Here is a 24,800-nt window from a genome sequence, read left to right on the forward strand (position 1 = left end):
CCACCGCCTCGACTACGGTCGCAACGTCCTGCAGGATATCGAGACCGCGCTGATTCGATATCTGGCCGAGTATGTCTCCGACCGGGTCCCAATCAGAAATCCTTCGCGAAATCCAGGAAACGCATCACCGAATCGTGCTTTGGTGCACCGCGGCCAACTGCCGAGCGTCGGGTCTGCTGCACACCGGCGATCTCCGCCAGTTCGGCGGAATGATAACGCGGGCAGGAAAATTAGGGTCCCTCGAACTGGCGGCAGCTACCCAAAGGTCACCGACGAATCTGGAAGGCGTCGGCGACGGCCGCGGATACCGCCCAGCCGGCAAGCAGCACTCCAGCGGCCCCAGGAGGCAGCGCCTACCGGTGCGAGCAACTCAGTTCAGATAGACGTTGACGAGCGTGAGACTGAAGGCTCAATGCGAGGCCCGTTGCTGGCCACTGCGGCCTCGGCGGTCTCGTAGCGAGCCCACCCGGCATTGGCTCCCAGCCCGCCTGTCCCAATTCCGGCCGCCTTCAACCCGGTAACGGCCGTGAGCGGGCCGGGTGCAAGCCATACCCCCGCCCCGGGGCTGGGCGTCGGCGCCGGCAACAGTTGGCCGTTGCTCGTCGGCAGGTTGCCGCTTTCGCCCGAGCCAAGCGTGTCGTCGGGGAGTTGTTCTGTGGGACTGTGATCCCCGATGGCTTGAGACACATGTGCTTCCGAGCAGCCGGGACAGCGACCCCAGTAGATGACCTCCGCGCCATCGAGGTGGAAGCCGTTGGTGTCCGAAACGGAGAGGCAGGGTGCCGCACCGATCGCGCAGTCGACGTCGGCGATGGCGCCGCAACCGCGGCAGACCATGTGATGGTGGTCGTCGCCGACGCGGGTTTCGTACCGCGCGACCGAGCCCGGTGGCTGAACCCGCCGCAACAGATTGACGTCGGTCAGCGCGTGCAGGATGTCGTACACCGCCTGCCGGGAAACCGTGGACAGGGTGGCACGCACGGCTCCGATGATCGTTTCGGTGTCGGCATGCGGATTCAGGTGCACCGAATGGAGCACCGCGATCCGCGAGCGGGTCACCCGCAAACCGACCGAACGAAGACGCCCCGCATATAGCGCCACCGAGGGCACCTGCAGCAGGCGAAGGTCTTTGCCGGAATTGATCAAGCCTCTGACCCTTTCCTGGAACCGCGAAACCCACTGGTGTTGCAGCACCCTTGAGAGCTTAAGGAACTTCGCCAGCGTAAATTCGACGCGCGCTGAACAGTAGCCGAGACGCTGCCGGAAAGCGCTGTCGCTTGCAGCAATTCACGAAACTCTTCATGCTCATCCGCGGCCAGCAACGCACTGCCTACTGACAAGACACCGATCAGGGCGCATTCCGCGCCGACGCTGGCGAATAGGCAGGGCACGACGCGAAGTTCAAGTCGAAACTACCTGCCGGTAGCCGCCAAGACCTGTCTTCCGTCCACGAGAATCCCGCTGCGCAACCAATCATGTGCGTCACGCACGAATCGATGCGCTGATTCGAGTTGTCAATGCCAGGGCTTCTGCGGCCCTGGCGCGTAGTGAGGATTGGCCGCAGACGCGAATTAAGACAGCCTAGCCTTAATTAGCTTAGGCAAGCCTATTGTTTCTCGCCTAATCCTGAGGTAGCGTCCGTCGCGCCCTTCGGTGCAGATGTTGACGGCTGAGTACTTTAAGGAGTCGCTGTGCAGCTTTCCCCTCGTCCCGATTCGACCGGTGAGCTCGTCCGGGCCACGCCGCGCAGATTGTTGGTCGCCGGTGCCGTCCTGGTCGGCGCCAGCCTCATCGCCGCGCACCCGGTAGCGCCCAACCTGGTCGCTGCTAACACGCTGGCCGAGGCCCAGCACCGGGCGGTCGAGCTCACCAGCGGGCTCGGTGATGTGCTCGGCGACTACGAAGACGTCGCCAGTCAAGCACTCATCAACCTGCAAACGGTGGGCGGCGGGGCCGGGATTGCGATTCCAGGGCTGTTGCAGCAGATGGGCACCAACCTGTCCGGTTACGGAGGCCTGCTCAGCACGGCCCTCTCGGGCGCCCAAACCGGTTTGCAGAACGCGTTTTACGGCGGGTGGTACGGCGGCGACGACGGATTTGTCTTCGGGCTTTTCGGAGGATCTGTCACGCACGCTGGCGTGACGGAATCGGGCAGCACGCTGCAGCAGATTCTCAGCGCCCTAAGGCAAGGCAATCTCTTCGGCGCTTTCGGCTACTACGACGAGTGGGCGCTGGAGGCGCTGGACCACACGATGAAGCCTCTGCTGAGCCCATTCCTTAGCACCGCCAAGGCAGGGGCGCCCCCAACCCCGACGATCCCCGGCCAGATGTTGCAAACCCTGACCAACGTGACCGAGTCGTTTTTGACCTATTCGAACCTCAAATCCCTCAGCGATGCGCTGCTGTCGCCGGAGATTGGCGTCACTTTCGGGTTGTTGGCGGACCTGGGCAAAATCGGGGGCGACCTGTCCTCCGAAAACGTCGGCGCCGCACTGACTGACGTTCTCAAGGTGCCAGCGGATCTGGCCGGCGACCTTCTCAATGGCTATGTCTATCCGAGTGCCCTGTACAACCCCGCCGGCGAGGCATTCACCGGCCTACTCAACAACGGCAGCCTGCTCCAGCAACTGCTGGTGACGTGGCCGACGCAGCTGGCCCATGCTTTGAGTGAGTCGACGACGCCTGGAGCGGCCGCAGCCATTGGATCAACGGCTGTCCAACTCACCGCATTGTTAGGCGGCAACGGGATTAATGGCCTATTGAGCGGTCTAGGCGGCAACCTGGCCGGGATCATTCCCGGCGCGTTGCTGAAGATCATCAGCGCAGTGCTGCACACTCTTTGAGTCGTGCGCGGCGGCGGGGCGGGAACTCAGACTTCCTGCCCCGCCGCGTCGTTGGGCCTTTCAAAGTGAAAACAAATCGGGCCCGTTTCACTCGGTTGGTCGCGTCATTCGGTTGGACGCAAAGCGTGAATTCGACAACAGTGGGCGGCTTCTCATTTAAGCTGCCGAGCGTGAGGTTTCGTACCAAAGAGCGCGACGACTATGACGATGATGATGATGACGACGACGACTATGACGACGATGACGACGACATCGACGAGCCCGATGACAAGAAAAACCTGAAGCGGGCGTTGGGCGCGGTGACAGTGGTAGCCGCCTTGGCGATCATCTTGGCGGTGGTGCTGTTCTTCGACAGCGGGAATTCGGGGGACAATTCGAAGCCGGCAACGCAGCCGGCAAGTTCAACCGAGGAGGCGGCGGCAGCGGTCGCCAGCGCCCACGACAACGGCCCAGCCACCGTCATCACCGACGACCCGAGTTGCGCGGCGTGGACGGCGATCAATACTTCGCTCGCTAAGGACGGGCAAGGCATTTGGAATGATCGCGACCGCTCGGTCCCAGCATCGGCGTGGGATGAGAAGCAGCGCGTGCAGTTCACGGCCGCGGCCCAATCGATGCGTAATGCGGCCGCGCAGACCGTGGGCCTGGTCAAGCTGACGCCTCACCGGATCATGCGCGAGCTGTACGAGCAATTCATCGCCTACGCGTTCGCCTACGTGTCGCACGTCCCGAAGTACGTTCCCTCCGATGACAATTTCGCCGGCACCGCAAACAGCGCGGCCTCGGCGCTCGGCGCGATATGTACCGCCATCACCGACGGGTCCGCGGCAGCGCGCGGACCGATGGTCCCGCCCGGCGAGTCACCGGCGAAAGTCGCGCCGGTAGGAAGCCCGACGAACCCCAAGCCGTTCTTGACCAGTCCCAATCCCACCTGCCCGAAGTGGAAGTCGGCGTTGGAGCAGTTCGGCCAGCAAACCGCGGCGTGGCAGAGCATGAGCCCGAACATTCCCGTCATCTTGTGGAGTGATGAGCAAAAGGCGGCAAATTACGCCGCCGCCCAGGTCATGACCGCCTTCGCCGGCAACCTGGAACAGCTGGGCCGCGACAGCAAGAACCTCACCTGGCAGGACTTCGCGAACCTCTCGGCGCAGTACCGCCGCGCATTCGCGTTATCCGTGCCGACGTATGCGCCGGCCGACAACCATCTGGCGAACGCGGCCAGCTACCTGTCGACGACGATCCTCGGGGCCTGTGCCGTCATCCAAGGCACCTGACCAAGAGGCGCGGCCTTCCCATGAAGGGATGCCCGTGCCTGATCTGCAGATGAACTACGGAGGGATAGCGGCGTGCCGACCAACGAAGAGCGACGCGCAAAAGCCAAACGCAAGCTGCAACGACACCTAGAGCGCCAGGCTCAGCAAGATCGTCGTCGCCGTATCCTGACCATCCTCGGGACATCGGCGGCGGCAGTGGTCGCGGTCGCCGCAATAGCGGCCGGGATCTACCTCGCCAACCGCGACGATCACCACAAGACGGCGGCGGCCACCAGTTCCGCCAATCCCCCTGGGGGGGTAGCGCACCTACCGCCATTCGCGCCGTCGGCCAAACTCGGTGCCGACTGCCAATATCCGCCCTCGCCGGAGGCGGCCAGCAAACCGGTGGACCCCCCGCCAACCGGCAAGGTGGCCACGGACCCGTCGCAGATCAACGCCACCATTGTCACCGACCAGGGCCCCATCGGCCTGCGCCTTGCCAACAACGAATCACCGTGCACCGTCAACAGTTTCACGAGCCTGGCCAAGCAGAAGTTCTTCGATGACACGCATTGCCACCGGCTGACGACCTCGCCCAAGCTCGGTGTCCTGCAGTGTGGCGACCCCAAGGGCGACGGTACCGGCGGCCCCGGCTATCAGTTCGCCAACGAATACCCGACCGACCAATACAAGCCCGACGACCCCAAGGCTCACAAGCCGGTCCTCTACCCGCGGGGAACGTTGGCCATGGCCAATACCGGAGCCGACACCAACGGCAGTCAGTTCTTCCTCGTCTATAAAGACTCCCAGCTACCGCCGGACTACACGGTATTCGGCACCATCCAGCCCGACGGGCTGGCCACGCTGGACAAAGTCGCCAAGGCCGGCGTCGCCGCCGGCGGACAGGACGGAGCGCCGGCCACCGCGGTGACGATCCAGTCGGTGCAACTCGGCTAAGCGATCATTCGCCCTTCGGCTTGCGACGCGGACCCGGGTGCCGCGCGCGTCGAGTGGACAGGTGAACCAGGTTCGCCGTCGCTTCCGAGTCCTTCAGCGCCTCGGCGATCCGGTGGCACCTGTCCTCCATCGCGGTCACCTGCGCCTGCGACATCTGGGCCAGGAACACCTTCCGGACCTCCCGGGCGTACGTGACCATGGCTTGCTGGGCGACTATGCGCCCCTTGTCAGTGATGGTGGCGATCACACCGCGCCGGTCCGTGGGGCTGACACCGCGCTGTACCAGTTCCTGGCTTTCCAGGCGCCGGACCTTCCTCGTCACATGCGTCGGCGGTGACGGCAGGGCCACGGCCAAGTCGCCCATGCGGGCACTGCCGCCGGGCGAATTGCTCAGTATTTGCAGCAAATTCACGTCCCCGAGCGACAGCCGGTGGACGTCGGCGAGTGTCCCGTTGAGCACCGCGTACACGTGGATGGCCGCCGCGAGGAAGTTCTCCCAGGACTTTTGTTCGGCTATATCCAACCCGGGAATATCACTGGCGGTCCGGCCGCCGATCAGGCCGTTCATGAAAGCACATCGTAGGCCACGCTTCATGTCATGAGAAGCGATTCGAAATGGATCTTGCGCGGGCGTAGCGCCGAAGCGCTCACCTAACGAACCCCCGAATACCCTTGCGGCATAACCAGATTTCTTCTTAGGATGGCGCGCCATATTACTGGCGGGTACTTTCATGTTGAAACAATATTGCAGTCGTAAATATTTGCTGATGGCACATTACTACGCTGATGAACAGGGGTTTCTAATCTGCCTCCTAGTTGCCCGGCGAGTGGATGGGATGCGGCCTTATGCCCTATAACTCCGAACGCCACATTCGCGGCGACGTCTTCGATACTGTGCGGACACACGTCAAATTGCGACGGAAGGCGTTGGAGGAGACGGACATGCGACTGGCACTTGGTCGTGGAGCCCTCACCGGAGTGGCCGTTGCAAGCCTGGTCGGCGTCGTCACGTTGCTGAAAGGCCTCGAGGCGTCTGAATGCGCGCTCTACAAGTCTGCGTTGATCTGGACCCTTCGTTCAATGGGTTGGGCGCGAACATGACGGGCGTTTGGATTCGGCGAGTGTCCCGGACACCGTCGACGGCGCGATGCCGGCGATGGTTCCCCTGGGTCCGGAGTCAATTGACGGTAGCGCCGAGCATGCCTACAGATGCAGCATGTCGGTTGCCCGCAGCGGCAGCTTGCCGGGGCGTCCGGGTTTGCCCGCGCGTCACACCGTTCCAATGCAGTACGGATCACAACGCGCCGGGTGTCGGAAGTGAAACACCCTACCCGGCAAAAGGGTTGGATGTTGCCTGCCAAGCAATGCGCTTGGTGGCGGTGTAGAAGGAGGTGGGGAGCGTGTCATTTGTGACAACGCAACCGGAATTGCTGATTGCGGCGGCCGATAGTTTGTCCGACATCGGCGCTTCAATGAGCACGTCGAATGCGGTGGTGGCACCGCCGACGACGGGAGTTGCCCCGCCAGCCGCCGACCAGGTGTCGGCCTTGGTGGCCACACAGTTCGCGGCGCACGGGTTGGCGTATCAGACGGTGGCCTCGATGGCTACCCAGGTCCATGAGGCATTCGTGAGCGCCTTGGCGAGCGGTGGGATTTCCTACGCGGCGGCAGAGGCGGCTAACGCAGCCGCGGCTCGCTGAACAAGGCAGCCGCAATGTTTTTCGCGTTTTTCCCCCCTGAGGTCAATTCGGGGCTGATGTACACGGGCCCCGGCTCGGGACCGTTGGTCGCCGCTGCGGCGGCATGGGACGGGTTGGCCGCTGATCTGTATTCGACGGCCAGTTCCTATGAGTCGGTGATTTCGGCGTTGACCAGCGGGTGGACTGGTCCGTCGGCGTTAACGATGGCGGCTGCGGCGACGCCATATGTGTCGTGGATGAGCGCGACGGCTGCCCAGGCGGCGGAGGTGGGTGCCCAGGTGAAGGCCGCGACGGCAGCCTACGAAGGCGCGTTTGCCATGACGGTGCCGCCGGCGGTGGTGGCGGCCAATCGGGCGTTGCTGGCGGTGTTGGTCGCGACGAACATCTTCGGTCAGAACACCCCGGCGATCGCCGCCACCGAGGCCGACTACCTCGAGATGTGGGCCCAGGACGTGGCGGCGATGAACGGCTACGCGGCGGCGTCCACCACTGCGGTCCAGGTGCAGGCCTTTAGCGTGCCACCGACGATGACCACGTCGGCGGCGGCCACCCCTGCGGTGGGGATCACCGATGGGGCGAGCGTATTGGCGGGGTTGACGGGCCTTGGCGGCGCGCTCAACGGCGCGCTGGATTCGTTGACGACGTCGGGTCCGTTGTCGGGGGTGCTGAGTCAACTGGGCTTGGGTTCGTTGGCGAGCCTGGCGAGCGCGAATCCGACGACACTGGCGCAACAGGGTTCAGTGTTCATCCAGTACGCGATGTACCCGGCGCAGATGTTGATGCAGATGAGTTCGATGGGCCAAAACGGCAGCACCGGGCTGGTCTCGTCGGGCCCCGACGAATTGCTCACCACCATCGGCAATTTCGTCGACGACAAGATGAAACTGGTGGTTGGCGGGATCAGCAACCAGCTCAGCACGTTCGGGTCTTCGATCTCGGCGAAGTTGGCCAGCGCCACCCAGCTGGGTGGACTGTCGATTCCGCCGGGGTGGTCCAACGCCGCCCAGGGGGTCGACGGGTTGACCCGGGCCGCGCCGCTGTTGCCGTCGAACAGTGTCAGCACAGTGCCGCTGTCGCAGGCCGTCGCCGGGACGCAGGCCAGCCCGCTCGCGCAGGGGCTGATGAACGCCCTCAGCGGCGCGCACAGCCCCGCAGGTATCGCGAACAAGCTGCCACCGGTCAAATTCATGCCCCGCTCGCCACTCGGCGGGTAATCAAACACACTGCGGCGTGGTGCTTTTGGTCCGGATTTGACATTCACTCCGCGGTTCGTGGCGATCGCGTAGGCGATGCTCGGGTCGTGGACATTCGCGGACCGACGGGCCCTCCACAACAACACACGCTATTGCGGCCTGTCGTTATCGCTTCGCGGACCAACCTCCGGACGACCCGCAATTCACGTTTCGGCGATCGTTTGCCCACCATTTCTGCGCCACCATTGTTCGCGCCACCACACAGCAACCCCGGCCGTCCACGCTCACAGCCGATCCCGGCCCCAGCTAACGCCCGGCATATCCGAAATCTTCGCACCCACCACGGCGGCCCACCTTGCCCGTCGGTAGCTGCGTTGAGGAGTGTGGAAGCTGTCGTCTACTGGGCGCGGTAGGCTTCCGAGCGGGCGAATATGCCGACGACGGTGACGTTTCGCTGCTCGTCGTCGATGCGGTAGAGCACACGGTAGGTACCGCGACGTGCGCTATGGCGATCATTCAACGGCGCTCGGAGCCGCTTGCCAACTCGATGAGGATTTTCGAGCAACGGGCCAACGATGAACTCGTAGGCCGCGAACGCCACGGATTCGGGAAGTTGCTCGGCTAACTGCTTTTTGGCTGTCGGGGCGATGATCAGCGTGTATCGCGGGTCGGTCACGTCCTGGCTCGGCGTGCTCGCATCGCTGCAGCAAGGCTGTCCTGGTTCTGCCCTTCCCCGCGCGCCAGCTCAGCATCGGCCTGGCCAAGGGCGCGCAGCGCTGCCGGGTCGGACAATATCGCGATCGTTTCCTCGAGTGATTCAAGGTCATCGACGGCCACCAGGACCGCCGTGGGACGTCCATGCACCGTGACCGTGATCCGTTCGTGCAGGTTAGCGACACGGGCTACCAATTCCGACAGATGAGCCTTGGCCTGTGCCAGTGAGCTGACTTCAGTCATAGTCATAAGTATGACTAGAAGTTTTCCCGGCGTCCAGGACGACTCGTCCGGGCGCGCGGTCCTGACTACATACGGCATCGCAGCCACCCTCGACAACCATGACAACAGAGGAAATCCGCGACCAGGCCGCCGCCAATGCGCGGCAAAGCCGGTTTCACGCCAATATGACTTGTTGGCTGAACTCCTGGTTGAGTGTCATCGGGGTAAGGGGGTCGCGTTGTTGTGGACTGGTCGCGCTCAGCCGACAAGCACACCATAAGTGGATGGGCCATGCTCGGGCCACAGAAATGTCGGCACCTGGCCCCGGCCGGGTTCAGCTGATGAGGGCGGTCACGATTGCCGTGGTCTGTCGCAGGGCTGCTGCACTGACGGCGCCGATCGGTTCGTCGAGGGCGGCCAGCGGAAGCCACTGCACCAATTCGGGTAAAAGTGTGCCGTGGGGCTGGTCAACGGCGACGACCATCGCCACTGCGTCCTGGGGAAGGTGGCCGGGAATAAATGGGCAGGTGATCACTCGTCCGGTCGCAGCGCTGAGATGGATCGCGTTGGACAAGACCGCGACGTAGAGTTCGTGTTCACTGTCGCGCCGTGGTGCGATATCACCTGGGCTGATCACAAGCCGGCGGCGCGGTTGGCCTGATATATCTTCTGCGCGTAGCCGTCGATATCCAGCGCCGCAGCGGTGCGGCTGGTGTAGGTCTGCAATCCCACACGCAGGTGTTCGTTGCGCAGGGCTTGTTCGACCAACTCCGAACGATTCAGGCCAGCCGACCTGGCGTCCGCGTCGGCCGCGGCCAATACGTCGGTGGCGACGCTGACTGAGATCTTTTGTTTCGCCATACCGAATATCCTACCGATCATGCTACCTGCTGGTGTCGGGCTATTGCGGTCCGGACCAAGGGCTGGACGGGAGGCCGCCGGGGCCCGCATGACGTGACGGTCAGACCGAGCCGGTGGGATTTCTCGATCTGGCAATGGGGTAGCTGTGTGGTGGCGCGAACAATGGTGGCGCAGAAATGGTGGGCAAACGATCGCCGAAACGTGAATTGCGGGTCGTCCGGAGGTTGGTCCGCGAAACGATAACGACAGGCCGCAATAGCGTGTGTTGTTGTGGAGGGCCCGTCGGTCCGCGAATGTCCACGACCTGCAGGATGGGGATATTCAGAATGTTTCCCATCGCCAGGCGAAGTGCGGGAGGCGCCCCGCGCGCGGTGTTTGATCGTCGGGTTTAGTCTGCCGGGCATTCGCATTCGGGGCTTGTCACGCTCCTGCGCTGCGGCTGGCCGGCCATCGCTCCTCGCCATGACGGGCCGCGTCCGTGCTGCGCCTCGACTCCCACGGAAAGCGTCGGCAACGCCAGCAGGCATTACCCTAGATGCGTTGTACAACAACACTTTTAGCGGTATTCCGGCAGCGTCCGGGGTGGCGGGAATGGCCGGCCCAGGGCGGGGCCTTACCCCGGGATTCGACCACCCGGGAGCTTGCGGCACCGGGCTCGTGCGCAGGAAGTACGGGCGCCCGAATCGGTCGATCACAGCGTATGCGAACAATATTCATCTGCGGCGGCAAAACCGAATACGCAAAGCCCATCAGACAATTACGACCAGCGCCCGACACCCGTCTGGTATTCGGTAGAAAACAGCCACCACAATAGTCAATGAATGGCGCCTATTCGACCCGTATTTCTCAGGTACGTTCAGCTCACTCGATACCCGAACTCACGCAAAGGAGATGGTCGTGGACCTCGCAGCCCGCCGCCCTCACATCAGCGCCGGCATCGCTTTGGCCAGCGCCGCAGTCATCGCCGCAGGCCCGATGACCCAGCATCTACCGAAATTCGATGTCGCCCAACACCTTCCCGAGGTGAGCGTGTCCGAGATCAACCTGACCGACGCCAGCGAAAGCATGATGGACCTGTTCTCCAGTGTGGAGAGCCAGCTCGCATCGCTAGCCAGCGGAGCACCCGCGGCCGCCGTGCCCGCGGCGGCCCTCACCGACTTCTTGAACCCCGCCATGCTGCCGCTGCCCGCCGCGACGTGGGTCAATCTCTTCCAGAATGCGGGTGCGAACCTGCAGACAGACGTGGGCTTGTGGCAGGCCGACCCGTTCCCCATTGGGCAGCAAATGCTCGCCAACTGGGCCCAGTACGGAATTGACTACATCACCCCGTACAAGACCGCCGCGACAGGCGCTGTATCATTGCTTAAAGCAAACAAAAATGGGACGCCGGGGCTCTTCTTTAAGTCACTCCATAATGCGTGGAGCATGTACCTTACCGGGAATATCAGGGGTGCGGAGCAACAACTGTACCTCGCTCTGGTGCAGAACCCGCTTTCCAGTGTCGCGCTTCCGCTGGAGCAGACCCTGAAGTTCCTGCCCCAAATACCGCAGAACTTCACCAATCTCGTCAATGGAATGGTAGGCTCATCGGTGGACTACACCAGTTCTTTGACGACGGTTGGATTAGTGGGTTTGGGGGTGCTCGCGCAGCCTTTCGGCGCTCTGAGTACAGGCCTTCAGCATGTTTCGGATGCGTACAATGCGGGGAATCTGCCGGCGATGCTCGGTTATGCGGTCGACATCCCCGGTGAGATTGCGAATAGCGTGATCAACGGGACTGTCAACGCGTCTGGGTCCCACTATGGTCTTCTGACTCCGCAGGACGGGTTGCTCACCACGTTCACAAATGTTATTCCCCAGACACTCGCAAAGCAGATAGTCTCGCCCAACGCCCAGAACCTCTCGACGGGGGGTAGCCTCGCGGTGTCGGGCCAGCAGCTGGTCAACGCGCTGACGACCGGCTGGCCCGACTGGACTCCTGCCATTAACGCCGTGTCAGGCGAGTTGACTGCCTGGTTGCAGCAAATCCCGTCGGTCGTGTCGAACTTGCCGACGATATTGGGCGGCGCGCTCGGCAGCCTCGCCGCCCACATCGGGCTGATCGTGGCCAACCTGCTCAAGTTGCTCTAAATCAGCCGGAGTGTTGCCGAACACGGCAAGCGATCACCAACATCGGTTGGCCCCCTTCGCTAGAGGGGGCCAACCGGCTTTTAGGCTGGTTGTCTGAAGTGGGCGGATTCACCTCGGCCCCGGACCGCGCAACGGCCACCACCACGGTCGAGCATGCCCGTGGGCTCCCGGCGGCCATTGATTCCTGCGCAACCAACGCCCGACACGAACGTCGCAACGCGCAGTTTTACGGCGCGATTTGGGCCAAGCCCAGGTGCATCGACGCTCTGTGAGGTCACTCACCGTCAGCGAGTCAGTCAGATGCCGACGATGGTCATCAGGAGGTGTTCGAGTCCGCGGAAGTCATCGACGTTGCGGGTGTAGAGCGGAAGGTCGGCGGCCAGGGCGGTGGCGGCGATCAACAGATCCACGGCTCGGGGGCCGCGTGCCTTGCGCCCGGTGGCGACGATCGCGGCGTAGATGCGTCCATAGGCCCTCGCCGCCTCGTTGTCGAACGGTAGTGGATCGAAGCTGGCTTCGGCTCGTTGGAGGCGATCTTGACGTCGCGCGCGCTCGCCAGCATCGGCCGTCGCGTGCGGGCCGGCGGCCAGCTCAGCCACGGTAAGGGCGCTGATGGCAAGTTCGATGGGCAGCTGCTCGGCGTCGAGGTGATCCAGATCGATCACGACCGAGGTGTCAATGAGCCCCTGCGGGTGACGCGGGGCCTCAGCCACGAGGCGCGATGTCCTGGCTGGCGGCCCGATCGAGATCTGCCCGCAACCGGTCCCACCGGACCCGGGGTGCGCCCCTGAACGCGGCGATGGCCGCCTCGGCGCTGATGAATCGATGCCGGCGCAACGGGGAAAGTTCACCGACCGCGATGCCATTGCGGGTCACCACGAACGACTCGCCCTGGTCAAGCTGGCGCATAATCTCGCCACTGTTGTTGCGCAGCTCCCGCTGCGTGATCTGCCTGGACATGCCAACAGCGTAGCACGAGTGCTACGCTGTTCGACCGCGACAAGACGCTGCTGAAATGTGCCGGGCTTGAGCCGGGTCCGACGCACAGTCTCTGCAGCGGTTGGTTGATTCACTGCGGCGGTGCGGGCGTGACGGCGGGTGTTGCTGTCTGGCGAACGCGCAATGGTGATGAAGAAATGGTCGGCAAACTATTGTCGGCAAGTTATTTGAGTCGCGGCGGTGGGAATTAGAATGCGAACCGCATGATGCCGTCAGCGATCGCAGGGATTACCACATGAAGCCCGAGAGCGTGCGTAGGGGTGCGGGGCGCTTATAAGATCTTCCGACTGTCGTCTGAGGTGCGGGAGGGCCCGCGTCCGCAGGCTTGATCACTGTAATTCAGGCTTGCGGGTATTTCTCGTCTGATGCTTATTACATGGGCATGCGCCGTGCCGCATCGGTCGTCGCGGGTCGTCTTGACTGGCCACGCCTCTTGTGTCCCCTGCCCTCGAAGAAAGGGACCGGCGCGGATGGGACGGCTACGGTAGATGCGTTGCACGGCAGTGTCTTTAGCGGTGCACCCATAGCATCTGGGATGTTGGTCGTCGCTGCGCCAAATCGTGAATCCGCTCCGATTCATCTCGCTCCGATGCTGGCCGGTCGTGCACAAAATCTTTGCCAACCAGGGGCGCGGATGGGTCGGTCACAGGCGCTTCTGATCAGCGGTCTCACGACGCCGAAGACACGGCAGATGATCTGTTTGCCGCGTTAATAAGAATATTGCCTATCCCGCCCGATATTTGGATACCCGCCCACTTCATAGCAATTGATGAATGGTGCCTATTGACCCGATATTTCTCAGGTACGTTCAGCTCACTCGACACCCGAAACACACACAAAGGAGATGGTCGTGGACCTCGCAGCCCGCCGCCCCCTCATCACCGCCGGAGTCGCCCTGGCCAGCGCCGCCGTCATCGCCGCCGGCCCGATGGCTCAGCATCTGCCCAACCTTCATGTGGCCCAACACCTTCCCGAGGTGAGCGTGGCCGACATCAACCTCACCGACGCCAGCGAAAGCATGATGGATCTGTTCGCCGGCGTGGAAAATCAGCTTGCCTCGCTGGCGAGCGGAGCAAGTGCGGCCGCGCTCCCCGCCGCCTCGACGGGGCTTCCTCTACCCATTCAGACGTGGGTTGATACGTTCACGACGGCGGGCACCAACCTGCAGACGATTTTTGGTCGGTGGAGCCAGATTCCGTTCCCGGTGTTGCAGCAGGTCGGGGCTAACTGGCTCAGCTATGCGGGGATCTACGTCGGGGCGTACCAGCATGCCGCGACAAACGCGGTGAACTTCTTTACCTCGGTGAAATCGGGTTTTCAGCCGCAGCTCCAGACGGCGCTCACCGACTTCACAGGGGGCAACATATCCGGCGCGATAACGGCCTTGTACACCGCGTTCTGGGGTGGCGCGTTTACAAGCATCGGGCAGCCGATGGAAGTCGTTACCACCATCATCCCCAATATCACGCATGAGCTCTACAACGCGACCAACTTTCTGTTTGGGCCCGCCTCACCCTTCCTGACGGGCGTAGGTGCCTTTGCTTTGCTTAACTTTCCCAACCAGGTTCAGCTGGGCCTGGGTGGGAGCCTTCAAGCTGCTTTCAATGCGTGGAACACTGGGGACGCGGGCGGGGCAGTAGCGAATTTGATCAACACCCCCGGGGCAGTGGTGAATAGCGCGCTCAATGGATTCGTTGGTAACGGTGGCTTGCTCAGTGCTGGCCCAGCTAAGTTGAATTCTCCTAATGGGCTGCTTAATGAGCTGGTGGATATTTTGCCTCAGCTGTACTCACAGGCGATCGTTGCTCCCGGCGCGGTGCCGATTGTCGGCGGCAACGTAACCAAGGGCTTCACGCAGAGCGGCAGTCTTGCTGGGGCGTTCCAGGGATTCGTGAACCAGCTGATCAATGGCTGGCCGAACCTAACGCCCGTGGTCAACGATATTAATGCTGGACTGACGCAACTCCTGCAAACCATTCCGTCGGTCCTGTCGAATCTCCCATCGCTTTTGGGCCAAGCTGGCGCATGGTTGACCAGCAATATTGGGTTGTTGATTTCCAACCTTCTCAAGCTCCTCTAAGTCCGGTGCAGGTCGCCGGCGCGAGCCGGTGACCTCCACACAGCGATCGGCCCCCTCCGCAAGTTACGTGGCGGAGGGGGCCGATCGTCTCACAGCCCTGTTGACGGCGGGTCGAAATCTAGGCCGGTGACGAGGGGTTTGAAAGGTAGGCCACGGTGCGATGGTTACACACGCAAACCGAGGAGGTGGGCCACCTGTGGCCCTCGTTGCGTGAGACCCACGGCTCGTTAACGATGCTGTTTACACGCGGCGTATGCTCGTGTCATGTTGCGTGTGAGTGACGAGACTCGTGAGCAGGTGTTGCGCATCGGTCGCGAGGAGTTCGGGGGTGCCTCGGCTGATGAGACGATCCGCCGGCTGATCAACGAGCACTGGCAGGCCAGCGCCATTGCCGCGGTTCACCGCTATCGCCAAGGTGACCCCCAAGGTTGGGCCGACCATGTCGACGAAGCCCAGGAATGGTCGGACGTCGAGGCGCCGATCGCCGATGAGTGGATACGGTGAGGCGCCTGCCGCGGCGCGTTGAGCCGGGGCAAGTGTGGTTTGTTGACTTCGATCCCGTACGCGGCCGCGAGCAGGGCAAGGACCGGCCCGCGCTGGTGGTTTCGTCGCGTTTCCATCTGGACCTCACGATGCGGCAGTTGATTTGCGTGCTCCCGCTGACCAGCACCGAGCGCGCCGGCTGGCTGCACCGGATCCACGTCAGCTCCGGCGGTGGCTGGGTCATCACCGAGCAGATCCGCACGGTGTCCACCGAGCGGTTTCGCCGCTACGCACCCGAGATCCAGCTATCCGCCGCCGAACTCAACGACGTGCGCCGCGTGCTGGCGCAAATGTTCTTTATTTGAGCTCGTAAGCCGTTAACCTCACATCCAGTCCCGCAGCGCCCGCTGGTGGCATCGTCGCGGCTGGCGACGTTGCCCAACTAGGTTGCCACACGTCGGCAGGCCTCGGCCTGCACGCGGGGTCACATTGCGGGCATCCATGTGGTGCTGCGGGCAGGCGCCTCGGTTTTGTGGCTAGAATTTGGTTACGATAAGCAGCCACTTTGAGGGGTTTGGTGGTTGTCGGTGGTATGTGATGGCTGATGTGGAGGGGTTGGGGTGCAGGTAGGTGTGCGCGAGCTGCGTGATCAGTTGAGTCGGCATCTGGCCCAGGTGCGTGCGGGGCGCACGGTCACGGTCACCGATCACGGCCGCCCTATTGCGCGTATTGTGCCGGTCGATCGGCCCACGAAGTTTGAGCAACTCTGTGCCCAGGGCCGGGTCCAGCGTGCGCGGAACCGTAAGCAGCCGGCGCCGCCCCCGCTGGTCACCGGCGCCACCGTCAGTGATTTGGTCGGCGAGCAGCGTAGGTGATCGGCTATCTGGACGCCTCGGCGTTGGTGCCGTTGCTCATCGATGAGCCAAGCAGTGCGGCATGCCGGCGGTTGTGGGACGACGCCGAGGTGATCGTGTCATCGCGACTGCTCTACGTCGAAACCGCCGCGGCGCTGGCCCAGGCGTTGCGGATGGCACGGCTCAGCGCCGGGCAGCATCGTGATGGCCGTCGGCGCCTTGAGGCGATGTGGTCGCAGATGGACGTTATCGAAATCGATGAGCACCTGGTCAACCGTGCGGCAGAGTTGGCCTACCGCCTTAACCTGCGTGGCTACGACGCGATGCACGCCGCCTCGGCCGAACAACTCGATGACGACGACGACGTCGCCGCATCCGGTGACCAACGGCTGCTGACCGCATGGATGCAACTGGGCATGAGCACCTACGACACCACCCAAACCCCGACACCACCGGAATAGAAACGCTCGCCGACAGCCATCGGCAGGCTTTTAGTCGCAAACCCGTCGTGTCTGCGCTTCCTGCCAGGGCGGGGTGTTCGGGGTTGGCTGATTGGCCTGTGTGGTGGCGTGGTCAAGGGGCGGGGTATGCGCGGTGAGGGCACCGCTGGGACAGGGATGTCGGGGTTGCTGTGGGGTGGGGTGAACAATGGCGACGCGAACATCGGCGGCAAACGATTGCCGAAAACGCAATTGGGTGGCATTTGACAGGGTGGGAACACGAACAGACAATGCGGTCAGCAATAGCCGGTGTTGACGTCCAGGGTCCGGGAGACCACGAATATCCACGACCGCAGGACAGCGGTTGCTTTACGACCATTGTTTGCCGACCCTTTCTGTGTGGCCATTGACCGAGCAATCGGCTGGCTCACAAAACACCGAGGCGTATGGAAACTCAGGGGATTCACCAACCGAGGGTTTGCCCACGACGAAACCTGGTCGATCACCAAAGAACTGGTCCCCCTCTTGCGAAGGGGGCGCCAAATCGGTTGTACGGTGCCCACCAGGCTCAATCGTCACGGCCCCTGCAGCTTTGCAGACAGGGCCAACCGTAGAAATCGCTGAGGGAAGAGCTGCGAACCGATCTCGGTCTCATCGTGTCCGCCAACGAGCCCGCACCCGACAAATCCCTGCCCAAGCCTGCCCAAGCCGCCGTAACGGCGGACCTATCATGGTACGGATGGGCAAAGATCTAAATGCAAACGATCGTCCCCCTCCTTGCGAAGGGGGACGATCGCCGCTGACTCGCTACCGCTTGCGTGCGAAATGCCTGTCACCGAATTCAGAGCGCCCGCAGGAGGTTGATGATGAACGTTCCCACTCCGGTCGCAATGGTGCTTAGCATCGAAGGGAGATTCGAAAGAACCGACGGCAGGTTCTGAAGCAGCCCAGTCAACTGGGAACCAATGTTGCTCAGATTGGACGTTAGCGTGTTCATTATGGGGGTCAGCGATGGCCAGCCCTGAGTCGCCACGGTTTCCAAGTTCTGCAATGCGGCCGCCAGCGTACCGCCCTGCCCGATATTCTGAGCGTTTGGAGCGACTATCTGCTGGGCGAGCTGTCGAGGAATGAGATCCACCAAATCGGATATAAAGCCGCCATTGAAGAAGGCGCCCTGTCCGGGGTTAAGCCATCCAAAGCCTGTCGCGTAACCATTAAAGAAAGCATTCGTCATTTGGCCGGGAATATCCAGGAAGTTGGTCAGTGCTCCGAGCGAGTCTCCGCTGACTTGCGCGTTGTATACAGCTTGCAAAGAGCCGCCCAGCGCATTGAAAGCGGTAGCTGGCCCACTAGTGAAGGCATTAGCTAATGTCGTGAGACCGGTTCCAAGAAGATAGTTCGTCGCATTAGTAAGGTTTTGCAGCATTAAGCCCGGTATGGTGAGAGTTTTGGTGAGCGGTAGTAACCTTTGGAGTGGGGCGGTTATGAACGCACCATAAAGAGTACTCACGGCTTGGCTGATCTGGCCCTGGCCCCACTTGGTGGACACCCTTGCTAGCTGACCGTAAAAGTTGCCTGCACCGGGCCCGGTGTAATACGTCACGAGGGCGTTAGCGACGTTCCTGTACGGCGTGATGTAGTCGACGCCATATTGGATGACGTTAGCGAGGACTTGCTGCAGGACCGGCGCAGGGTACTGTAACCACTGGTTGGCGATCGTTTCGATGTTGGTCAGGGTCTGCGGGAGGACGTTCGCCCACGTTTGCAGGGGGTTGACCGCGTTACTGACATAGGCCGCGGGCACGGCGGCCGCTGCCGCTCCGCCGCCGGCAAGCGATGAGAGTTCGCTCTCCACGCCAGCGAACAGATCCACCATGCTGCTGCCGGCGTCGGTGAGGTTGATCTCGGCCACGCTCACCTTGGGGAGGTGTTGGGTGACATCGAGTTTCGGGAGGTGTTGGGTCATCGGGCCGGCGGCGATGACGGCGGCGCTGGCCAAAGCGATGCCGGCGCTGATGTGGGGGCGGCGGGCGGTGAGCTGCACGACCATCTCCTTTGTGTGGTTTCGGGTGTCGAGTGAGCTGAACGTACCTGAGAAATACCGGCCGAATCGACGCCATTAATCAGCCATTGTGGGGATGGCTTTTCTCAATATCTGGCAGCCGCGCGAAGCTATTTTGTAATAGTTTCGTCCGTAATTAATGCCCGGCTGTTCTGCCGTGGATGAAATATCATTCGGATAGGCCTGCGATCCATCGGTTCAGGCGATTCCACTTTCAATTTTCTGGGCATCTGGCACCGGGACCGTGAGCCCCCGGAGCGGGTTGGATCCGGGGCGGACCCTGCTGTGGGCCCGCGATGCCCGACAACCCGGACGCTGCGTGAAGACCGCTAAAGACGTTGCCGTGCAACGCATGCAAGCCTGTCGACGCCTCGGCGCTGGCGCTTTCCTGCCGCCGGGGCGCACGACACACGGGGCTCGTTGACGGCCCCCATGGGGTGTCCACCACGGCGTTTCCCAGCCGATGAGCATCAGATAAGAACCCTCTGCAAGTCTGAGAGAGCCCGGTTATCAAACACCGCCGGCACGGAACCCTTCCCGCCCGCCGGTCGACGGTAGGAAAGTGTTTACAAAGATCTCACGCTGCAGGTCGTTGAGATTCACAGATTCTGCGGCTCCATGACAACCCCGGTTATTACCGACCGCGCTATCTCTTCGCGTCCCCGTCCTGCCCATTGCCGCACAATTCGCTTCTCGGACGGTCGTTTGCCGACCATTTCTGCATCACCGTTGTTCGTTCACCACACAGCAATCCCCACACCCTGGCCCACAGCTGCTCCGAACCGCCGCTGTATCTCACTCCGCACACCACCAGATGCCAGCAGACCAGCCCCACGCGCCTGGGCGCAGGAGGCGACCGTTCGCCGCACGTTGTCCGTGGCTTACCTGCTGCCGCCGATGACCAGGGGCAGGCTTTTCTGGTCGGCTATCGTGTGGGGGACTTGGTTGATGCGGTGGGTTGTCATGCCGGTAGCCATGGGCACACGCCAAAAGACCGACGGACAACTCGGCGGCTCACCTTAACGCTCACCTCAAGGCTCGGCATGTGATAGCGTGATATCACGCTATTGGGAGGTGGGCGGTATGCCGGATATTCTGATCAGGGAGCTGTCCAGGGAAGCTGTCGAGCACATCGACACCGCTGCGGCAAGTCTTGGGCTATCGCGCAATGAGTATTTGCGTCGCATGTTCGAGCAAGCGGCCGCCCAACCGGTCAAGCGGATCGTCACCATCGAAGATTGGAGACGGTCGGCCGAAACATTCGCCGATCTCGGGGATCCGGACGTGATGGCGGCCGCGTGGCGGTGACAAGTTGGCTGATCGACAAGTCCGCCTACGCGCGTCTTCAGCTCGGCCAGACTCCAGATGTCGAGAAGTGGAGCGCCCGCATCAGCCGTGGCTTGGTTCACCTATCCACCATCACCCGGCTCGAACTGGGCTACTCGGCCCGCAGCGGCCGGGCTGGTCGAGGCGAATTCGCCTCACCGCCGCTGTCGCTGATGCCGGTGCAATATTTGACGCCGGCCGTCGAGGACCGGGCACTTGAGGTCCAGATGCTTCTGGCCGACCGGGGTCAGCACCGCGCGCCCTCGATCCCCGATTGCTCATTGCCGCGACCGCCGAAAAGGCTGGGCTGACAGTCTTGGCAGCAGATAAAGATTTCGCGCTCATCGCCGGCATCACCGGCCAGCCCATCGACACCTTGGCGTGAACTATTTGTTACACAATAGAGCCCCATTCATCAGCGACGCGCTTTGAACATTGGCCGAACCTGCCATCACCCCGGCCAGCCTGCTGCGGGTCTGCGACACCACCTGCTGGGTGCGAGCCAGCAACGTGGCCAGGTCATTGATCGCCCACCGCGACCGGCCACGGCGCCGGCCGGTCGCGGTGGATCTGCACGATCAGCCAGGTGAGGCGGGGGGTGAATCATGGTGTGGCGCTCGGCCATCACAGGACGTCTCGCCAGGCGTACAGAACGTAGTAGGGGCTTCTCATCCCTTTTCCCCGCACTGCTCCGAGAGCTCGTCGATACGCGGTGTGGGCAAAAGTATCACCAGGAGGGCGAAGGCGTAGACCGCGACATGGCGAGCTGCCCGGCTGGTTGCCGTAGACCGCGCTGTTGAGCCCGACCGGCTTGGGAAACGCACAACGAGTCCCGGTCGAGGCGGGCCCCACAGTTGCTGTGGCGCGACGCCAACAATCGCGCAGAGAGGCGTTCGGCAAACGAGTGCGAAAGACTATTGATGCCTAGTTGAGGGTGGCGGGAACGCGAATAGTTAACGGTCAACAATGATGAGGCTTTTGCATTTGATCCAAGATTCGATACATGTCCACAGCCGGCGTGGTCGGGATATTCGTCTTATTTCCCAGCGGTCGCCCCAGGTGCGGAGGGAGCCGCGTGTTGCAGTACTTATCACGCGATGATGATCCCGCGAATATTTCTCGCTTGAGTGTTAATTCACGGGTGCCTCCCTGTGTCGATAGATCGTCGCAGGCCGATGTGTCGCGTCGAGTCGACCGTTTGCCGCCGTCCACCGAGAGGGCGCTGGGCGCAGGCGGTGCGGTGATTTCGGATACGTTGTGCGCCAAGGTATATGGAAAGACGGCAAGGATGCAAGCAGCGCTCGATGGCGCATCGAAACCGGGAATCTCGGTGCCTGGCGCCGGGGCTGTGTGGACGTGGCCTGCCTGTATGTCCGCACAAATATTTTGACAGCGAACCCAGATGAAACGCCTAGGTCTTCCACGTGACCGATCGGCTCTCCGACGCGGCGATAAAGATCGCGCCGAAAATGCGGACTGGATTATTGAGGATATAGTCTCGCGGGCACCAATATTTGAAGAGCTGCGACCGCCACAACCATTGCTAAATGGCGTCTATTCGGCCGGTATTTCTCAGGTACCTTCAGCTCACTCGATAGCCCGAAACACACACGAAGGAGATGGTCGTGGACCTCGCAGCCCGCCGCCCCCACATCAGCGCCGGCATCGCTCTGGCCAGCGCCGCCGTCATCGCCGCCGGCCCGATGACCCAACACCTACCAAAACTCGATGTCGCCCAACACCTCCCCAAGGTGAGCGTGTCCGACATCAACCTCACCGACGCCACCGAAAGCATGATGGACCTGTTTGCCGGCGTGGAGAACCAACTCGCCTCGCTCGCCAGCGGCGGAGCAGCAGCGGCCGCGGTGCCCGCAGCCGTCGTCAGTACGGTCGCCAACCCGATCCAGACGTGGATCAATACGTTCGAGACCACGGGCTCCAATTTGCAAACAATTTTCAATAACTGGACCCGGTTGCCTTTCCCGGTCCTTCAGCAGGTCGCCGCAAACTGGCTCCAATACGGGGATATCTACACCATCCAGTTCAAAGCCTCCGCAAACGCCGCTGTGAAGTATTTCTTCGGATCGGGTGCCGGTACCCTCTCGAGATCGCTCATCCAGGCACAAACGAATTTCGCCGCAGGTAAAATTCAGCAAGGAATTTTCCAGCTCGTCAACGGATTTTGGCAGAACCCCATAACGAATATCGCGTTACCGCTTGAGTCGCTAACGAAAGTCCCGATCGAGATCACCCAGAATATGGCGAATGCGGTCAACTACCTGGGAACTACCGGTATTACTAACCTCGGTCTTTTTGGTATCGTCGAGTGGCCGACCGCAGCTGGATTCGCCTTCAGCCAGGCGATGCAGCCTGTGTACAATTCATGGGTCGCAGGAGATCCAGTGGGGTTAGCGACCAATTTGCTCAACGTGGCCCCCATAACGTTGAACGGTATGATCAACGGTGTTCCATCGAACATTCTATATGGCCTTACCGATTTATTGGATAAAGTTGTGAACACCGTCCCCCAGGGCCTCGCTGGCGCGATCGTTACTCCTGGCGCCCAGAACATTACAAACGGCGGCAGCCTCTCCGCGGCGCTACAGGGCTTCGTTAACCAGTTGATGAACGGCTGGCCGTCGCTTGGCAGTGTGGTGAACGGCATCGGTGGTGCATTGACTGGATCGCTGCAAAGCCTGCCATCGATCCTGTCGAGTTTGCCGTCGACGCTTGGCGCCATTGGAACCCAAATCGGGACGCTGCTGATAAACCTCCTCAGATTGTTGTGAGTTCGATGCAGAGTTGCCCGCAAGGCACGTAGCAATCGAATGGTGATTCTCCCCCTCCGCGAGGAGGGGGCCAATCGGTGCACCGCGATGCGGCCCGGTTGAATTCCCGGTCCCGGGATGCACTCAAGGTCGTCGGGTCTGCCCAAACCCACGGTGTGCCGGTCGTCGCCGAGGCAGGGTGCCGAAAGTCCCGATGAACCGGATGACACTGCACAGCATCAGTTCGCCGGCTCGTCACCGGCGAGAACCCTTACAACCAACGGCGGTAAAGCGACATGGTCGGCATTGTCAGGGGCGAATCGCGCAGAGGCACACGTTCGCGTTGAGGACATAGCAGTCACCGTCGTGAAGTGAAGTACCTGGTTGCCCGGGCATGACCACCAGCGGTCTCGACGACCGGGTCGGGCCACCCAGCTTCTTGGCCGCCGCTTTGAAGGTTCGCCAGCCTCGCTGTGGCCTCCATCGCGCCGCCCAAGAGGATTGGCCCCCCTTCGCGGGAAGGGGGGCCAATCCTTGGCGATCGATCACCTGCCTCGGCGGCACGCCTCCGGATCTATAGCATCTTCAGGAGGCTGAGGATGAACGCGGGGATTACGTTGGCGAATGTCGCGGCCATGCTGCCCAACGACGACAGGCTGGTCGCGATCGAGGCGGTGCTATTTTGCAGCAGGGACGACAATTCACTTGCGAGCGAGGTGAGTTGGCCACCAATCTGGGAACCCAGTTGGCTGCCGGCGGTGAGCAATTGGCTGCCGATCGGGCTTAGGACGTTGTTGTAGAACGGCGCGAGGGCAGGGGCCTCGACGTTGAGGGTGGGGCCAAACCCGCTAACGTCGGGCCAGCCGTTGACGATCGAAAGCCCGGTGTTCTGTAACGCGCCCTGCAGGGTGCCGCCCGCGACGATGTTTGTGGCGCCGGGAGTGACGATCTTGCCCGCGAGGGTCTGCTGGAAGACTCGCAGTTGTGTCTGCACCCCGGAGAGCAGGCCGTTATTCCAGCCCCTGCTTGGCTTGAAGGTGCCATTGAATATCGTGTTGAAAAGTTGGCCGGGTGTGTCGACGGCGTTGGCCAGCGCCCCGATCGGGTCCCCAGCCGCCCAGGAGTTGTTGATGGCTTGCAGGCTGGCGCCCAAGGTCGTCGCTGTATTGGGAGGGATGCTGGTGAGAAGCTGGCCAGACAAGGCCGCCAAGCCGGGAGTGCTGGTCGCGTAGGTAAGCGCGTTGGCAAAGTTTTGCGACATGAGCGCAGGGATTTGCAGAATCGACTCAAGCTGCTGCGCCGGCCCCAAGATCAGCGATCCCATGGTAGTGGCGTAAAGGTCGGGGACGCCGGCGGCGTAATTGCCCGCCGCTAACTCAGCTAGCGCCGTGTTGAACCTCAGCAGGGTGTCGCCCGGGTTAGTGAGAGCAAAACCGGCCGGTTTCCCAAAGTAACCTGCCACCAGAGAGGTTGCGGCGGTCTGGTATGCGCCGACGTACATCTTCGCGTATTGAGCGAAGTTGGCACCGATCTGCTGAAGAATTGGGAAGGGTTTCGCTTCCTGCGCAAAGACGGCCGCCTGGATGTTGCCACCCGCGGCCGCCATCGCGTTCATCCAGGTCTCGACGGGCTGGGCCAATTCCCCTAGAACGTCTCCGGGTACTGCGGCTGCGGGTGCTCCGCCACCGGCGAGGGAGGCGAGTTGACTTTCGACGCCGGCGAACAGATCCATCATGCTTTCGGTGGCGTCGGTGAGGTTGATGTCGGTCACGCTCACCTTGGGGAGGTGTTGGGTGACATCGAGTTTGGGTAGGTGTTGGGTCATCGGGCCGGCGGCGATGACGGCGGCGCTGGCCAACGCGATGCCGGCGCTGAGGTGGGGGCGGCGGGCGGCGAGGTCCACGACCATCTCCTT

22 protein-coding genes and 2 pseudogenes are annotated in these 24,800 nt (G+C 62.1%); 14 read left to right on the plus strand and 10 right to left on the minus strand.

Annotated features, from left to right (window positions below; genetic code table 11):
• Positions 1–660: 660 nt before the first annotated feature.
• Positions 661–1,110, minus strand: a pseudogene (locus tag BST11_RS28465) (Fur family transcriptional regulator); the annotation flags it as partial.
• Between the two features lie 581 nt (positions 1,111–1,691).
• Here BST11_RS28465 and BST11_RS09630 point away from each other — a divergent pair.
• The 3 genes from BST11_RS09630 (at position 1,692) to BST11_RS09640 (ending at position 5,053) form a co-directional block, all read left to right on the plus strand.
• Positions 1,692–2,843, plus strand: coding sequence for a hypothetical protein (locus BST11_RS09630; RefSeq protein WP_142276266.1), 1,152 nt, complete (start codon positions 1,692–1,694; stop codon positions 2,841–2,843).
• Positions 2,844–2,968: 125 nt separating this feature from the next.
• Positions 2,969–4,117, plus strand: coding sequence for a hypothetical protein (locus BST11_RS09635; protein ID WP_244897596.1), 1,149 nt, complete (start codon positions 2,969–2,971; stop codon positions 4,115–4,117).
• Between the two features lie 72 nt (positions 4,118–4,189).
• A complete protein-coding gene (locus tag BST11_RS09640; RefSeq protein ID WP_083137712.1) occupies positions 4,190–5,053 on the plus strand; it encodes a peptidylprolyl isomerase in 864 nt (287 codons plus the stop codon).
• A 4-nt stretch (positions 5,054–5,057) separates the two neighbouring features.
• Here the strand turns inward: BST11_RS09640 and BST11_RS09645 are convergent, their stop codons facing one another.
• A complete protein-coding gene (locus tag BST11_RS09645) occupies positions 5,058–5,621 on the minus strand; it encodes a MarR family winged helix-turn-helix transcriptional regulator (RefSeq protein ID WP_083137713.1) in 564 nt (187 codons plus the stop codon).
• Between the two features lie 832 nt (positions 5,622–6,453).
• Here BST11_RS09645 and BST11_RS09650 point away from each other — a divergent pair.
• Positions 6,454–6,753 carry a PE family protein gene (locus BST11_RS09650; RefSeq protein ID WP_083137835.1) on the plus strand — a complete coding sequence of 100 codons (300 nt, stop codon included), beginning with the start codon at positions 6,454–6,456 and terminating at the stop codon, positions 6,751–6,753.
• 14 nt (positions 6,754–6,767) lie between these two features.
• On the plus strand, positions 6,768–7,967 hold the full coding sequence (locus tag BST11_RS29405; RefSeq protein WP_083137715.1) for a PPE family protein: 1,200 nt from the start codon (positions 6,768–6,770) through the stop codon (positions 7,965–7,967).
• 376 nt (positions 7,968–8,343) lie between these two features.
• Here the strand turns inward: BST11_RS29405 and BST11_RS09660 are convergent, their stop codons facing one another.
• From BST11_RS09660 to BST11_RS09675, 4 genes are all read right to left on the minus strand, one after another.
• Positions 8,344–8,622: a type II toxin-antitoxin system RelE family toxin gene (locus tag BST11_RS09660; protein ID WP_083137717.1), complete on the minus strand. Its 279-nt coding sequence runs from the start codon at positions 8,620–8,622 to the stop codon at positions 8,344–8,346.
• Positions 8,619–8,903, minus strand: a complete 285-nt coding sequence (locus BST11_RS09665) for a type II toxin-antitoxin system Phd/YefM family antitoxin (RefSeq protein ID WP_083137836.1) — start codon at positions 8,901–8,903, stop codon at positions 8,619–8,621. Before BST11_RS09665 ends, BST11_RS09660 begins: the two co-directional genes overlap by 4 nt.
• A 313-nt stretch (positions 8,904–9,216) precedes the next feature.
• Entirely contained in the window at positions 9,217–9,519 is a 303-nt protein-coding gene (locus BST11_RS09670; RefSeq protein WP_083137719.1) for a toxin, read from the minus strand.
• The gene (locus tag BST11_RS09675) at positions 9,516–9,743 is read right to left on the minus strand and encodes a ribbon-helix-helix protein, CopG family (protein ID WP_083137721.1); all 228 of its coding nucleotides are present in this window, start codon (positions 9,741–9,743) and stop codon (positions 9,516–9,518) included. Before BST11_RS09675 ends, BST11_RS09670 begins: the two co-directional genes overlap by 4 nt.
• Before the next feature lie 897 nt (positions 9,744–10,640).
• On the opposite strand from BST11_RS09675, the gene BST11_RS09680 reads away from it, so the two are divergent.
• Positions 10,641–11,873: a hypothetical protein gene (locus BST11_RS09680; RefSeq protein WP_142276267.1), complete on the plus strand. Its 1,233-nt coding sequence runs from the start codon at positions 10,641–10,643 to the stop codon at positions 11,871–11,873.
• Positions 11,874–12,169: 296 nt separating this feature from the next.
• On the opposite strand, the gene BST11_RS28470 is transcribed toward BST11_RS09680, so the two are convergent.
• Both BST11_RS28470 and BST11_RS28475 read right to left on the minus strand, forming a co-directional pair.
• The gene (locus BST11_RS28470; RefSeq protein WP_264010372.1) at positions 12,170–12,586 is read right to left on the minus strand and encodes a type II toxin-antitoxin system VapC family toxin; all 417 of its coding nucleotides are present in this window, start codon (positions 12,584–12,586) and stop codon (positions 12,170–12,172) included.
• The gene (locus tag BST11_RS28475; RefSeq protein WP_244897598.1) at positions 12,579–12,833 is read right to left on the minus strand and encodes a type II toxin-antitoxin system Phd/YefM family antitoxin; all 255 of its coding nucleotides are present in this window, start codon (positions 12,831–12,833) and stop codon (positions 12,579–12,581) included. Before BST11_RS28475 ends, BST11_RS28470 begins: the two co-directional genes overlap by 8 nt.
• 889 nt (positions 12,834–13,722) lie before the next feature.
• Between BST11_RS28475 and BST11_RS09690 the strand changes: the two genes are divergently transcribed.
• The 5 genes from BST11_RS09690 to BST11_RS09710 all read left to right on the plus strand — a co-directional run bounded on the left by BST11_RS09690 (position 13,723) and on the right by BST11_RS09710 (position 16,750).
• Positions 13,723–14,952 carry a hypothetical protein gene (locus BST11_RS09690; protein WP_142276268.1) on the plus strand — a complete coding sequence of 410 codons (1,230 nt, stop codon included), beginning with the start codon at positions 13,723–13,725 and terminating at the stop codon, positions 14,950–14,952.
• Between the two features lie 264 nt (positions 14,953–15,216).
• A complete protein-coding gene (locus tag BST11_RS09695; protein WP_083137729.1) occupies positions 15,217–15,456 on the plus strand; it encodes a hypothetical protein in 240 nt (79 codons plus the stop codon).
• Positions 15,453–15,800, plus strand: coding sequence for a type II toxin-antitoxin system PemK/MazF family toxin (locus BST11_RS09700; RefSeq protein ID WP_158086779.1), 348 nt, complete (start codon positions 15,453–15,455; stop codon positions 15,798–15,800). The genes BST11_RS09695 and BST11_RS09700 overlap by 4 nt, the downstream gene beginning before the upstream one ends.
• 267 nt (positions 15,801–16,067) lie before the next feature.
• A complete protein-coding gene (locus tag BST11_RS09705; protein ID WP_264010374.1) occupies positions 16,068–16,310 on the plus strand; it encodes a type II toxin-antitoxin system Phd/YefM family antitoxin in 243 nt (80 codons plus the stop codon).
• Complete coding sequence (locus BST11_RS09710) at positions 16,307–16,750, plus strand: type II toxin-antitoxin system VapC family toxin (RefSeq protein WP_083137735.1); 444 nt, start codon at positions 16,307–16,309, stop codon at positions 16,748–16,750. The genes BST11_RS09705 and BST11_RS09710 overlap by 4 nt, the downstream gene beginning before the upstream one ends.
• Positions 16,751–17,570: 820 nt before the next feature.
• Here BST11_RS09710 and BST11_RS09715 read toward each other — a convergent pair.
• Complete coding sequence (locus BST11_RS09715) at positions 17,571–18,773, minus strand: hypothetical protein (protein ID WP_142276269.1); 1,203 nt, start codon at positions 18,771–18,773, stop codon at positions 17,571–17,573.
• A gap of 1,101 nt (positions 18,774–19,874) precedes the next feature.
• Between BST11_RS09715 and vapB the strand changes: the two genes are divergently transcribed.
• From vapB to BST11_RS09730, 3 genes and pseudogenes are all read left to right on the plus strand, one after another.
• Positions 19,875–20,099: a type II toxin-antitoxin system VapB family antitoxin gene (vapB, locus tag BST11_RS09720; protein ID WP_083137737.1), complete on the plus strand. Its 225-nt coding sequence runs from the start codon at positions 19,875–19,877 to the stop codon at positions 20,097–20,099.
• Positions 20,090–20,502: pseudogene (locus tag BST11_RS09725) on the plus strand (PIN domain-containing protein). The gene vapB and the pseudogene BST11_RS09725 overlap by 10 nt, the downstream one beginning before the upstream one ends.
• Positions 20,503–21,742: 1,240 nt before the next feature.
• Entirely contained in the window at positions 21,743–22,906 is a 1,164-nt protein-coding gene (locus BST11_RS09730; RefSeq protein ID WP_142276270.1) for a hypothetical protein, read from the plus strand.
• Positions 22,907–23,459: 553 nt separating this feature from the next.
• Here BST11_RS09730 and BST11_RS09735 read toward each other — a convergent pair.
• A complete protein-coding gene (locus BST11_RS09735) occupies positions 23,460–24,788 on the minus strand; it encodes a hypothetical protein (protein WP_142276271.1) in 1,329 nt (442 codons plus the stop codon).
• Positions 24,789–24,800: the final 12 nt, after the last annotated feature.

Source organism: Mycobacterium alsense (genome assembly GCF_002086635.1).
Lineage (GTDB): Bacteria > Actinomycetota > Actinomycetes > Mycobacteriales > Mycobacteriaceae > Mycobacterium > Mycobacterium alsense.

Coding starts and splice junctions, on each gene's coding strand:
- BST11_RS09695 (WP_083137729.1), top strand. CDS start 15,217: ATGTTGCGTGTGAGTGACGAGACTCGTGAGCAGGTGTTGCGCATCGGT.
- BST11_RS29405 (WP_083137715.1), top strand. CDS start 6,768: ATGTTTTTCGCGTTTTTCCCCCCTGAGGTCAATTCGGGGCTGATGTAC.
- BST11_RS28475 (WP_244897598.1), bottom strand. CDS start 12,833: ATGTCCAGGCAGATCACGCAGCGGGAGCTGCGCAACAACAGTGGCGAG.
- BST11_RS09665 (WP_083137836.1), bottom strand. CDS start 8,903: ATGACTGAAGTCAGCTCACTGGCACAGGCCAAGGCTCATCTGTCGGAA.
- BST11_RS09645 (WP_083137713.1), bottom strand. CDS start 5,621: ATGAACGGCCTGATCGGCGGCCGGACCGCCAGTGATATTCCCGGGTTG.
- BST11_RS09675 (WP_083137721.1), bottom strand. CDS start 9,743: ATGGCGAAACAAAAGATCTCAGTCAGCGTCGCCACCGACGTATTGGCC.
- vapB (WP_083137737.1), top strand. CDS start 19,875: ATGCCGGATATTCTGATCAGGGAGCTGTCCAGGGAAGCTGTCGAGCAC.